This window comes from Streptomyces sp. AC555_RSS877, assembly GCF_019049245.1.
In the GTDB taxonomy this organism is placed as follows: domain Bacteria; phylum Actinomycetota; class Actinomycetes; order Streptomycetales; family Streptomycetaceae; genus Streptomyces.
Genome location: NZ_JAGMUK010000060.1, coordinates 251,928 through 264,158 on the forward strand (window position 1 = coordinate 251,928; position 12,231 = coordinate 264,158).

General features: G+C 73.6%; 10 protein-coding genes. 3 read left to right on the top strand and 7 right to left on the bottom strand.

Features of this window, described 5'->3' with window-relative positions:
* Positions 1 to 11: 11 nt before the first annotated feature.
* Entirely contained in the window at positions 12 to 1,205 is a 1,194-nt protein-coding gene (mycP, locus tag KUM49_RS27950; protein WP_217239722.1) for a type VII secretion-associated serine protease mycosin, read from the bottom strand.
* Positions 1,202 to 2,062 (bottom strand): hypothetical protein, encoded by an 861-nt coding sequence (locus tag KUM49_RS27955; RefSeq protein ID WP_217239723.1) that lies wholly within the window; start codon positions 2,060 to 2,062, stop codon positions 1,202 to 1,204. Before KUM49_RS27955 ends, mycP begins: the two co-directional genes overlap by 4 nt.
* A gap of 1,883 nt (positions 2,063 to 3,945) precedes the next feature.
* On the opposite strand from KUM49_RS27955, the gene KUM49_RS27960 reads away from it, so the two are divergent.
* Positions 3,946 to 5,148: an amino acid deaminase/aldolase gene (locus KUM49_RS27960; RefSeq protein ID WP_217239724.1), complete on the top strand. Its 1,203-nt coding sequence runs from the start codon at positions 3,946 to 3,948 to the stop codon at positions 5,146 to 5,148.
* 37 nt (positions 5,149 to 5,185) lie between these two features.
* Here the strand turns inward: KUM49_RS27960 and KUM49_RS27965 are convergent, their stop codons facing one another.
* From KUM49_RS27965 to KUM49_RS27980, 4 genes are read right to left on the bottom strand one after another with little or no spacing between them, the layout of a single operon-like run.
* Positions 5,186 to 6,085, bottom strand: coding sequence for a DUF2510 domain-containing protein (locus tag KUM49_RS27965; RefSeq protein WP_217239780.1), 900 nt, complete (start codon positions 6,083 to 6,085; stop codon positions 5,186 to 5,188).
* Positions 6,086 to 6,112: 27 nt separating this feature from the next.
* Positions 6,113 to 6,904: a 3-oxoacyl-ACP reductase gene (locus KUM49_RS27970; protein ID WP_217239725.1), complete on the bottom strand. Its 792-nt coding sequence runs from the start codon at positions 6,902 to 6,904 to the stop codon at positions 6,113 to 6,115.
* A complete protein-coding gene (locus tag KUM49_RS27975) occupies positions 6,901 to 8,280 on the bottom strand; it encodes an aldehyde dehydrogenase (RefSeq protein WP_217239726.1) in 1,380 nt (459 codons plus the stop codon). Before KUM49_RS27975 ends, KUM49_RS27970 begins: the two co-directional genes overlap by 4 nt.
* An 11-nt stretch (positions 8,281 to 8,291) precedes the next feature.
* The gene (locus KUM49_RS27980) at positions 8,292 to 9,662 is read right to left on the bottom strand and encodes a glutamine synthetase family protein (RefSeq protein ID WP_217239727.1); all 1,371 of its coding nucleotides are present in this window, start codon (positions 9,660 to 9,662) and stop codon (positions 8,292 to 8,294) included.
* 85 nt (positions 9,663 to 9,747) lie between these two features.
* Here KUM49_RS27980 and KUM49_RS27985 point away from each other — a divergent pair, with 85 nt between their 5' ends.
* Positions 9,748 to 10,485 carry a FadR/GntR family transcriptional regulator gene (locus KUM49_RS27985; RefSeq protein WP_217239728.1) on the top strand — a complete coding sequence of 246 codons (738 nt, stop codon included), beginning with the start codon at positions 9,748 to 9,750 and terminating at the stop codon, positions 10,483 to 10,485.
* A 61-nt stretch (positions 10,486 to 10,546) separates the two neighbouring features.
* Entirely contained in the window at positions 10,547 to 11,233 is a 687-nt protein-coding gene (locus tag KUM49_RS27990; protein ID WP_217239729.1) for a gamma-glutamyl-gamma-aminobutyrate hydrolase family protein, read from the top strand.
* A 23-nt stretch (positions 11,234 to 11,256) separates the two neighbouring features.
* Here the strand turns inward: KUM49_RS27990 and KUM49_RS27995 are convergent, their stop codons facing one another.
* Positions 11,257 to 12,192, bottom strand: coding sequence for a LysR family transcriptional regulator (locus tag KUM49_RS27995; RefSeq protein ID WP_217239730.1), 936 nt, complete (start codon positions 12,190 to 12,192; stop codon positions 11,257 to 11,259).
* Positions 12,193 to 12,231 lie beyond the last annotated feature (39 nt).

The window sequence follows — 12,231 nt, forward strand, 5'->3', positions numbered from 1 at the left end:
TCAGAAGAGCGTCAGAAGTCTTCCTGCCGCTCGCGGCTGCCGCGCCACAGCACCACCGCCGCGACCAGGATCACTCCGCCGAGGCCGCCCGCGAGGGGGGCCGCCCAGTCGGCGGTGTCGTTGCCGGTCTCGGCCGCGTCCGGGCCGGAGCCGAAGTACTTGTCGCCGTAGGCGGCGGCCTGGAGGCCCTCCGGCTTGAGGCGGCCGGCTTCGGTGAGGGCGGCCGCGGGGTCGACGAAGCCGAAGCCTCGGGAGTCGTCACGGCCGTCGGCCGGGGCGTTGCGGGCAGTGTCCTCCAGGAGTTTCTTGACCTGTGCCGGGGTCAGGTCCGGGTGGGCGGCCCTGATGAGCGCGACCGCGCCGGAGACGAAGGCGGAGGCGGCGCTCGTGCCCCAGCCCTCGTAGTACTCGTGGTCCGGGTCGGCGATGACGACGTCCACGCCGGGGGCGCTGACCGTGGCGTACCAGCGGCGGGTGGAGAAGGAGGCACGGGTGCCGAAGCGGTCGACGGCGGTCACGGCGATCACACCCGGATAGGCGGCCGGGTAGGAGATGTGGTCGCCCTTCTCGCCGCCGTTGCCGGCCGAGGCGACGACGACGGCGCCCTTCTTCAGCGCGTACTGGACGGCCTCGTCCTCTGCGGGTTCGGGGTGGGCGGAGGCGGAGTCGTCGCCCAGGGAGAGGTTGATGACGTCGGCGCCGTGGTCGGCGGCCCAGCGGATGCCTTCGGCGAGGGCGTTGCCGCGGGTGCTGCGGGCCTTGGCGCGGGCCGGGTCCTTGTCCTCGAGGATCACCCGGACGGGGAGGATCTTGGCCTCGGGGGCGATGCCCATGACACCGTCGGCGTTGCCGACGCCGTGTCCGTGGCCCGCGATGATGCCGGCCATCGCGGTGCCGTGGCGGGCCCAGGGGCGGTCGCCCTCCTTCGCGCCGAAGCCGATCATGTCCTTGCCGGTGAGGACGTTGCCGTCGAGGTCGGGGTGGTCGGCCTCGACGCCGGTGTCCAGGACGGCGACGGTGACGCCCGCGCCCTTGGTGGTGCGCCACGCCTGCTGGGTGTGCATCGCGTCCAGGGCCCACTGCTTGGCGCGTATGCCGTCGGCGTGCGCGACGGTGGGCGGGACGAGGGCGACCGAAGCGGCGAGCAGGACGCTCAGCAGGCCGGCCCGGCGGGTCGTACGGCTCACGGGTCGCGTGCGGCTCATGAGGGCTTCTCCGAGGGCGAGCTGACGGTCTTGCGCAGCCCGCGTTCGACGCGGTCGGCGAGGCCTTGGGCCTCGTTGCCGAGGCCGGCCTGGGCGGGGGCGGTGGTGGCGCCGGACTTCATGGCCTCGGCGGCGGGCAGCGGAGCGTCGACCTTACGGCCGTCCGCCCAGCCGGAGACGGCGTAGACGACGACGGGGGCGTCGGTGAGGACGGAGACGGTCCAGGAGGCGCGTTGCGCGGGGCCGAAGTCGGCGGCGACGGTGTCCTTGGCGGCGTACGGCCGGGGCATGAGGTCGGTGCGGCTGCCGAGACCCTCGTCCTTGAACCGTTTGCTGAGGGCGGTCATGGCGGCGGGGTCGGCCTTGGTGAAGAGGAGGCCGACGGTGGTGACGTAGCTCTCGGTGGCGTCGGTGTAGGTGGCGCGCAGGAGGCGTCCGCAGCCGACGGGTGTGAGGGCCTTGCGCAGCAGCGGGTCGAAGGCGTCCTTGCAGCCGCTGTCGGGGGCGACGGCGATACGCGTCCAGGTGCGGTCGGCTCCGCCGGGCCCGGCGCCCTGGCCCTCGACGGTGGGCGGGAACAGCTGGTCGACCGGGATGCTGTGCCACAGACCGCGGGCCGTGGCGAACGTGTCGCCCGTCCCGGCCTCCCCCGGCTCGCCGATGAGCCAACTCCCGGTCACCGCGCCGCCGATGAGGCCCAGTCCGAGCACGACACAGGCGGCCACCATGGCTATCCGGGGCCGCCCCCGCATCCCGAGCATCCCGAGGGACCGCGGCCGCACCTTGTCGTCGTACCCCTCCGGCTCCGCGAACGAGATCACGGGCCGCCCCGACCCGGGCGTCCCGCCGGGCGCCATGGGAGCGCTCCAGGAGAGGGAGGGGTCCGGGGAGAAGACGGGCGTACCGGAGGGCGGAGTACTGGGCGCCGAAGGAATCCGGGGAACGCTCGGAGGGCTGGTGGGCGGGGCGGGAACGCGGGAACGGCCGCCGGGGACGGTGGGCGCCCCGGACTGCCCGGAGCGGGTCTCGGGTTCGGTGGGACCCGAAGGCGTACGGGAGCTGCTTCCGGGGACGGGGGCCGAAGGGGTACGGGAGCTGGAGCGGCTGCCGGGAACGGTGCCCGGAGGAGACGTGCGTGGGCCGGTGGCCGGTGACGCGGGACGCCTGTCACTTCCGGGGGCCGTGCCCGGCGAAGACGCACCCGGGCCGTTTGACCGGCCGGCGGACGCCGAGGACGTGCGCGGGGGGCTGGTACGGCCCGGGGTCGGTGCCTCGTGCGCGGGTCGCGGGGGAAAGTCGGGGCGGCGCGCGGGCTCGGCGGGCGTCCCGGCCCGGTGGGTGTCCACCTCGGGGGGCAGCTCCGCGGGAATCGGGCGCATCCGGAAGGTCCTCTCCGACGCGGTCTCGACGGGCGCTCCGGAAGGGCGGGGCGGTATCGGGGGGCGATGAGGGGGACGTGGCGGCACGGAGCCGGACGCCGGGGCTGCGGTGCCGGGGGGAACCGGCACGGAGCCAGTCGCGGGACCCGCGGTCCCCGGCCTGCGCGCCGCGGAGGTACCGGAGCCGGGGCGAGACGGCACGAAGCGCTGCTCGAAGGGCCCGGCGCTCGGCCTGGGCGGCACGGAGCCGGTGCCAGATGTCCCGGCGCTCGCGGAAGCCGACCCCGAGCTCGGTACGGACGGGCCGGTGTCAGGCCGGGTCGGCGCGGGGCCGTGTGCCGGAGGGCCGGCGCTCGGCCTGGGCGGCACGGAGCCGGTGCCAGATGTCCCGGCGCTCGCGGAAGCCGACCCCGAGCTCGGTACGGACGGGCCGGTGTCAGGCCGGGTCGGCGCGGGGCCGTGTGCCGGAGGGCCGGCGCTCGGCCTGGGCGGTACCGTGCCCGGCACGGTGGGCCCAGAGGCGCGGGGAGCCGACACTGACGGCACGGCGTCAGGCCGGGTCGGCGTAGGGCCTCGGTGCGGTCGGCGGGGGGCTTGGGTGGGTTCGCCGTGGGGCGGCGTACCCGTCACGTCGGTGTCCCCCTGCGTGTCCCGGCCGGCTGACGGCGGGGTGTCGGGGAAGCGTGCGGAAGCCGGCGGCGGGGGCGGGGACGTGAGGGCGGCGTCACGGGGGGCCGGGGTACGCAGATTCGGGAAGCGCAGCCGGATGTCCTGGTCCTCGGAGGTCGCTCGGGTCCCGTCCGCCTCAGTGCCCCGCCGGGGCGGCGTCACCGCACCGGAACCGTCACCGCTCCCGGCAACGGCCGAGCCCCGCACGCCGGACCCGTCACTCCCCGCCGTACCAGCCGGGCGGCGCGCGCTGAGGAAGCCGTCCCATGGGCCACGGTCCGCCGCGGCGGGAACATTGGTGCGTGCCGCTCCCGTGGGGGGCGTCGTCGGTCGATCGGTGCCGGGGTCCCCCGTTGCGGGTGGTTCGGGCGGGAGTGGGGGGACGGCGGGGTGACGTGCCTCTGTGCTCATGCGGGCCACCCCCCGTTTCCTCGTGCCCGGGCCGTCTCCTCGTACGCGGGCCGTTTGTCGTCGTGGCCCGCCCGGGGCGGGCTCGGCCGTCCGGGCACGCATACCCACACGGGGAAACCGGCATCCCGGCGCGGGCCTGCGACCGGGGCCGGGACGTCCTCCGTGCGTGCGCGTCACTCTACGGGTTGTTCCTGGGCGAACGGGAACCAGTCCACGAGCCCGGGGCATCTGCCCGGAACGTCCCCCTACCCCGCGGTAATCCTGTCTGGCAGGCTGCGTTCATGACTGCGCGCGCCGCTGACCGGACCCGCTACGACCGGGCCACCGCCCATCTCGACGCCCCTGTGGCGATCGTGGACCTGGACGCCTTCGACGCCAACGCGGACGATCTCGTCCGCCGCGCCGGCGGCAAGCCGGTCCGGGTCGCCAGCAAGTCCGTACGCTGCCGGGCCCTGCTGGAACGCGTCCTGGCCAGGGACGGCTTCGCGGGAATCATGTCCTTCACCCTCGCCGAGTCCCTGTGGCTCGCGCGGTCCGGGTTCGACGACATCCTGCTCGCGTATCCCTCCGCCGACCGCGCCGGCTTCGCCGAACTGGCCGCCGATCCCAAGCTGGCCGCCGCCGTGACCGTCATGGTCGACGACCCGGCACAGCTCGGGTTCATCGACGAGGCGCGCGGCGGTGGACGCGAAGTCGTCCGGGTCTGCCTGGAGTTGGACACCTCGCTGAAGCTGTTCGGGGGCCGGGTGCGGGTCGGTGCCCTGCGCTCCCCGCTGCACTCTGCCGCCCAGGTCGCCGACATGGCCCGTGCCGTGGCCCGGCGGCCGGGGTTCAAGGTCGCCGGGATCATGGCGTACGAGGGGCACATCGCGGGTGTCGGGGACGCGGTCGCGGGACGGCCGTTCCGCTCGCGGGCCGTCCGGCTGATGCAGGCCACCGCCCGCCGGGAACTCGCCGAGCGGCGCGGTGAGGTGGTGCGCGCGGTGCGGGCCGTCGTGCCGGACCTGGAGTTCGTCAACGGCGGCGGCACGGGCAGTGTGCAGCACACCGCCGCGGAGGAAGCGGTCACCGAGATCGGCGCCGGTTCGGGGCTGTACGTGCCGCGGCTGTTCGACAACTACAGGTCCTTCAGCGGTCGTCCGGCGGCGCTGTTCGCCCAGCCCGTCGTACGGCGGCCGGGGGTCGGGGTCGTGACCGTCCTGGGCGGCGGCTATCCCGCCTCCGGCGCGGCCGGGCCCGACCGGCTGCCGGTGCCGTACCTGCCGGAAGGACTGAAGTACGACCCGCAGGAGGGGCCCGGCGAGGTCCAGACGCCGCTGCTCGGCTCCCCGGCCGACGATCTCCTGCTCGGCGACAAGGTGTGGTTCCGGCACGCCAAGGCCGGTGAGCTGTGCGAGCGTTTCGACGTGCTGCATCTGATCGAGGGGGACGCGGTGACGGCGACGGTCCCGACGTACCGCGGGGAAGGCCACACGTTCCTCTAGGCCCTCTCGAGGGCCCTCCCCCTCTCGGTCCTCCGGGTCAGTCCTCCGGACCGATGCTGCTGCCCACGCCGCCGCCCGTGTCCGCGTCGCCGATCGACCGGATCCCCTTGGTGATCCGGTCCATGTCGGCGAGCGGCGGCCCGTCCGGACCCGCGTCGAACACGAACCGCACGATCACCGGCGCCTCGCTGCCGACGCTGGACCGGAAGGCCAGCGACTGCACGTAACCGCCGGGTCCCTGGGCGGTCTTGACCCGCCAGCGCACGAAGTACCCGGCCCGGCCCGCCACCGCGACCGGCCCGGACTCGACGGTCCGGTGCGACTCGATGCCGCCGTAGAGGCGCCGGTCGAGGGAGTCGCGGTCGTACGCGGCGTCGGCGGCCTCGGGAATGTCCTGCTCGGCGAGGGTCCTGGGGGACTTCTCGTCGTTCTCGGTGACCGTGGAGGTGAGGACGAGGCCGTGCCGACAGGTGCCGACGCCGGCCGGGCAGTCGTACGTCCCGTCGTCGGTGGTCATGACGACGTCGTCTTCCGCGACGTTCTTCGGCGGGGTCCAGCCGTCAGGCAACGGCAGGGTGATGCCGTTGAGTTCGTCGACCACGACGTCCGGGGCGGCGCCGGTCGGCTCCGAGGGGGTCGGCGTGGGGGTGCCGGCGGGGGCCGTGGACGTGACGGCCGTCGGCAGGGCCTCCGCCGCCGGTCCGCCGGTGTCGTCGTCCTCGCCGAGTACCGCCACTCCCGTGACGATCGCGGCGCCGAGGACGACGGCCGCGGTGGTGAGGGCGACGGCCCTGGCCCGTCCTGACGCCCGGTCGGCCGGCTGCGGGGGCCCGGGGGCCTCGGGTGCGCGCAGGTGTCCGGTCCAGGCGGCCCCGTCCCACCAGCGCTCCAGATGGGGCGCCGACGGGTCGGGGTACCAGCCGGGCGGGGGCGTCATGCTCATTCCGGCACTGTAGGACGCGGGCTACAGGGGCGTGACGTATGCCCCCGAGATTCCGCCGTCCACCAGGAAGTCGGAGGCGTTCACGAAGGAGGAGTCGTCGCTGGCCAGGAAGGCGACGGCGGCGGCGATCTCCTCGGCCTCGGCGAACCGGCCGACCGGGATGTGCACGAGACGGCGGGCGGCCCGCTCGGGGTCCTTGGCGAACAGCTCCTGGAGCAGGGGGGTGTTGACCGGTCCCGGGCACAGGGCGTTGACCCGGATGCCCTCCCGCGCGAACTGCACGCCCAGTTCCCGGGACATGGCGAGAACACCGCCCTTGGAGGCCGTGTACGAGATCTGCGAGGTCGCCGCTCCCATCCGGGCCACGAAGGACGCCGTGTTGATGATGGAGCCCTTGCCCTGGCGCCGCATGTACGGGATGGCGGCCTTGCAGCACAGGTAGACGGAGGTCAGGTTGACCTCCTGGACGCGCTTCCATGCCTCCAGGCCGGTCTCCAGGATGGAGTCGTCGTCGGGCGGGGAGATGCCGGCGTTGTTGAAGGCGATGTCGACGCTGCCGTAGGTGTCGTACGCCGTCTTGAACAGCGCCTCGACCTGCTCGGGGTCGGTGACGTCGACCTTCACGAAGGTGCCGCCGACCTCCTCTGCGGCCGCCTTCCCGCGGGTCTCGTCGACGTCACCGAGGACGACGTGGGCGCCCTCGGAGGCGAGCCGGCGCGCGGTGGCGAGACCGATGCCGCTGCCGGCTCCGGTGATGACGGCGGTACGGCCGACGAGGCGGCGGCAGACGATGTCGTCAGTCGATGCGGTCACTGTGCGGGGCCCTCCGTGCTGATGAAGACGTTCTTGGTTTCGGTGAAGGCGGTGAGGGCGTCCGGGCCGAGCTCGCGGCCGATGCCGGACTGCTTGAAGCCGCCGAAGGGTGTCCAGTAGCGGACGCTGGAGTGCGAGTTGACGGACAGGTTGCCGGCGCGGACGGCCTGCGAGACGCGCAGGGCGCGGCCGACGTCCCGGGTCCAGATGGAACCGGCCAGGCCGTAGTCGGTGGCGTTGGCCAGGGCCACGGCCTCCGCCTCGTCCTCGAAGGGCAGGACGACCGCGACGGGGCCGAAGACCTCCTCGACGGCCACGCGCGCGTGGGGGTCGACGCCGGTCAGGACGGTGGGCGGGAACCAGAATCCGGGGCCTTCGGGGGCCTTGCCGCGGATGCCGGGCGCGTCGGCGTCGACGTACGAACGGACGCGGTCCAGCTGGGACTTGGAGATCAGCGGGCCCATCTGGGTCTGCTCGTCGGCCGGGTCGCCGACGCGGACCGACTCGATGCCCGGGGCCAGCAGGTCCAGGAAGCGGTCGTACGCGCCGCGCTGGACGAGAATCCGGGTGCGGGCGCAGCAGTCCTGGCCGGAGTTGTCGAGGAAGGACATGGGAGCCGCTGTGGCGGCGGCTTCGAGGTCGGCGTCGGCGAAGACGATGTTGGGGCTCTTGCCGCCGAGTTCGAGGGTGACGCGCTTGAGCAGGGCCGAGCCCTTGGCGAGCACCTGCTTGCCCACGGCCGTCGACCCGGTGAAGACGATCTTCGCCACGCCCGGATGCTCGACGAGCGCGTTGCCCGCGACGGGGCCGTGACCGGGCAGCACCTGGAACAGTCCTTCGGGCAGACCGGCTTCCAGGGCGAGTTCGGCCAGGCGCAGGGCGGTCAGCGGGGTGGTCTCGGCGGGCTTGAGGATCACGGCGTTGCCGGCGGCGAGCGCCGGGGCGGTGCCCCAGGCCGCGATCGGCATCGGGAAGTTCCAGGGGGCGATGACGCCGACGACACCCAGGGGTTCGAGGATCGTGACGTCGAGGCCGCCGGGGACCGGGATCTGGCGTCCGGTCAGCCGTTCCACTCCCCCGGCCGCGTAGTCGAGCAGGTCGCGGACGTTGCCCGCCTCCCAGCGGGCGTTGCCGACGGTGTGGCCGGCCTCCCGGACCTCCAGCCGGGCCAGCTCCTCTCGGTGCTCGTCGACGGCGACGGCGAACCGGCGCAGCAACCGGGCGCGGTCCCCGGGGGCGAGGGCGGCCCACCGGGCCTGTGCCGCGGTGGCGCGTACGACGGCGGCGTCCACGTCGGCGGCGGTGGCGGCCGGGACGGTGGCGACGACCTCCTCGGTGGCCGGGTTGAGTACCTGGAGCTCGTGCTCGTAGGACACGGCAGAACCTCTCACAAGCGTTCGAAGGAGCGGCGCAGCTCCCAGTCGGTCACCGCGGCGTCGAAGGCGTCCAGTTCGACGCGGGCCATGTTGCGGTAGTGGGCGACGACCTCGTCGCCGAAGGCGGCCTTGGCGATCGGGCTGTTCTCCCAGAGCTCGGCGGCTTCGCGCAGGGTGGTCGGCACCTGCTCGAACCCGGCGGAATAGGCGTTGCCCGAGCACGCCTCGGGCAGCTCCAGCTTCTGCTCGATGCCGTGGAGTCCGGCCGCGACGAGCCCGGCCACCGCGAGGTACGGGTTGACGTCGCCGCCGGGCAGCCGGTTCTCGAAGCGCATGGAGCGGCCGTGGCCGACCACGCGCAGTGAGCAGGTGCGGTTGTCGTAGCCCCAGGCGACGGCCGTCGGGGCGAAGGAGCCCGGCTGGAACCGCTTGTAGGAGTTGATGTTGGGGGCGTAGAGGAGGGAGAAGTCGCGCAGTGCGGCCAGCTGTCCGGCGAGGAAGTGGCGCATGACCTCCGACATGCCGCCCTGGTCCTGCGGGGAACCCGCCATGGCGTTGTTTCCGGCCGCGTCCGCGAGCGAGAGGTGGATGTGGCAGGAGTTGCCCTCGCGCTCGTTGTACTTGGCCATGAAGGTGATCGAGACGCCCTCCTGGGAGGCGATTTCCTTGGCGCCGGTCTTGTAGACGGCGTGCTGGTCGCAGGTGACCAGGGCGTCGTCGTAGCGGAAGGCGATCTCGTGCTGGCCGGGGTTGCACTCGCCCTTGGCGGACTCGACGGTGAGTCCGGCGGCGCCCATCTCGTTGCGGATGCGGCGCAGCAGGGGCTCGATGCGGCCGGTGCCGAGCACCGAGTAGTCGATGTTGTACTGGTTGGCCGGGGTGAGCCCGCGGTAGTTGGCGTCCCACGCCTGCTCGTAGGTGTCCTTGAAGACGATGAACTCCAGCTCCGTGCCCACCTGGGCGGTGAAGCCGTGCTCGGCCAGGCGTTCCAGCTGGCGGCGCAGGATCTGGCGGGGAGCGGCGACGACCGGGGAGCCGTCGGTCCAGGCGAGGTCGGCGACCAGCATCGCCGTACCGGCGTTCCAGGGGACGCGGCGGAGCGTGGACAGGTCGGGGTGCATGGCGAAGTCGCCGTAGCCGCGGTCCCAGGAGGACATGGCGAACCCGTCGACGGTGTTCATGTCGATGTCGACGGCGAGCAGGTAGTTGCAGCCCTCGGTGCCGTGGTGCAGGACCTCGTCGAGGAAGAAACGGGCGGCGAACCGCTTGCCCTGGAGCCGCCCTTGCATGTCGGGGAAGGCCAGGACGACAGTGTCGATCTCACCGCCGGCGACGAGGGTGTGCAGCTCCTCGACGCTCAGCGGGGGTGTGCGGTCTGCCACGGGAAAGCCTCCTTCGGCTTCGTCGGTCAGCCGGAAGCCATAAGGTATTGCGGAGAACCATTGCTTGGGAAGGGGGCACGGCCACATGGCGGTGGACGCTGACGGCGGCGGCCCGGAGGACCGGCTGACACCGGTGCTGCGCCCGGTGCGGGCGGGCAACGGCTTCGAGGAGGCACTGGAGCAGATCCTCCAGGTCGTACGGCTCGGTCTGGTGCCGGGCGGGGAGCGGCTGCCCGCGGAGCGGGAGCTGGCGGAACGGCTCGGGATCAGCCGGGTCACCCTGCGCGAGGTGCTGAAGGTGCTCCAGGACCAGGGGCTGGTGGAGTCGCGGCGCGGGCGGTACGGCGGAACGTTCGTGCTGCCGCGTGCGGACGCCCGTGGCGAGGACGAGCTGCGGCGGCGGATCGCCGAGGTCGACATCGAGGACGTACTCCGCTTCCGGGAGGTTCTGGAGGTGGGTGCGGCCGGGCTGTGCGCGACGCACGGGCTGTCGGCGGAGCAGGCGGAGCGGCTGCGGGAGGCGCTGGCCGCCACGCAGGACGCGCCGCTGTCCGAGTACCGGCGCCTGGACACGCTGCTCCACCTCACACTCGCCGAGCTGTGCGGCTCGCCGACGCTGACCGCGCGGTACGCGGCGGTACGTGCCTCGGTGAACGACCTCCTCGGCTGCATCCCGCTGCTGGTGCGCAACCTGGAGCACTCCCAGCGCCAGCACGCCGCGCTGGTCGAGGCGGTCCTCGACGGGGACGCGGACGGGGCCCGGGAGATGATGCGGGAGCACTGCGCGGGCACGGCGGCGCTGCTGCGGGGGTTCCTGGCCTGAGCAGGAGATCTGCCGTGGTGAAAAGGTTTGACTCAAATCCATTGAGGGGTCGGAGGAGCGCATGCCGGGCAGGCCGCTGATCGGTGTCAGTACATACCTGGAGGCCGGGGCGCGCTGGGGCGTGTGGGAGCTGGAGGCGGCGCTGCTGCCCGCCGGGTACCCCCGGCTGGTGCAGCACGCGGGCGGGCTGGCCGCGATGCTCCCGCCGGACGCCCCGGAGCACGCCGCAGCGGCCGTCGCCCGTCTCGACGGCCTGGTGATCGCGGGCGGCCCGGACGTCGAGCCGGTCCGTTACGGCGCACGGGCCGACCCCCGCACCGGGCCGCCCGCCCGCGCCCGGGACGCCTGGGAACTCGCCCTGATCGAGGCGGCCCTGGCCGCGCGGATCCCGCTGCTGGGCATCTGCCGGGGCATGCAGCTGCTGAACGTCGCCCTCGGCGGCACCCTCGTCCAGCACATCGACGGGCACGCGGTGCAGCCCGGGGTCTTCGGCCGGCACTCCGTGAAGCCGGTCCCCGGCACGGTGTACGGCGACATCGCCCCGGAGGAGACGTCGGTGCCCACCTTCCACCACCAGTCGGTCGACCGTCTCGGCACGGGCCTGATCGTCTCGGCGCACGCGGCGGACGGGACGGTGGAGGCGGTCGAACTTCCGGGGTCCTGCTGGGTGGTGGGTGTGCAGTGGCATCCGGAGATGGGCGAGGACGTACGGGTCATGCGGGCGCTGGTCGAGGCGGCCTCCTCGTAGCGCAGGCCCGCAGCGGCGCCCTCCTACCCGCGCGTGAGCGACAGCAGCTCCCTGGCCGGTCCCACCGGCCGGTGCCCCGTGGGCCACACCGCCCGCAGGTCACGGGCCAGGGACACGTCCGCCACCGGCACGCTCACCAGCCGCCGCATCGCCAGCTCCTCCCGCACGGCCAACTCGCTCAGCACCGCCGGCCCCGCCCCGCTCACCGCCGCCGCCTTCACGGCCGTGGTGGAGGACAGCTCGATCAGCGGACGCGCCAGGCCGCCCAGTGCCCTGTCGAGGACCTGCCGCGTGCCGGAGCCCTTCTCGCGCAGGATCAGCGGCGTCACCGCGAGCTCCGACGCCTCCAGTGGACGGCGACGGCGGGCCCACGGATGCCCCGGCGCCGTCACCACGATCAGGCGGTCGTGGGCGATGACCACGGAGTCCAGGCCGGTCGGGACGCTGAGCCCCTCGACGAACCCCAGGTCCGCTTCGCCCGACAGCAACCGCTCCGCCACCGCCGCCGAGTTGCCCGCGAGCAGTGACACCGCGGTGTCCGGCCGCTGGGCGCGCAGGGCGAGCAGCCAGCCCGGCAGCAGGTACTCGGCGATGGTCATGCTCGCCGCCACTCGCAGCCGCGAGTCCCGCCGGTCCCGCAGCGCCTGCGCCCCCGCGTCGAACGCCTCGGCCGCCTCCACGATCCGCCGGGCCCAGTCCGTGACGAGCGCCCCGGTGTCGGTGAGCCGGGAGCCGCGCGGCGAACGGTCCACCAGCGCCACTCCCAGCTGGCGTTCCATCGAGCGGAGCCGGCTGCTGGCCGCCGGCTGCGTGATGCCCAGCTCGCGCGCCGCCTGGCCGAGACTTCCGAGCCGGGCCACCGCCAGCAGCAGCTCCAGCGCCCCGAGTTCCGGCACCCGGTGCGACAGCGAGCCGCCCACCTCGTACCGGGAGTTCTCCTGTTCCGCATCGTCGCTCATAAAGACAGCTTATGTCCTCATAGGGACATACTCCCTGGT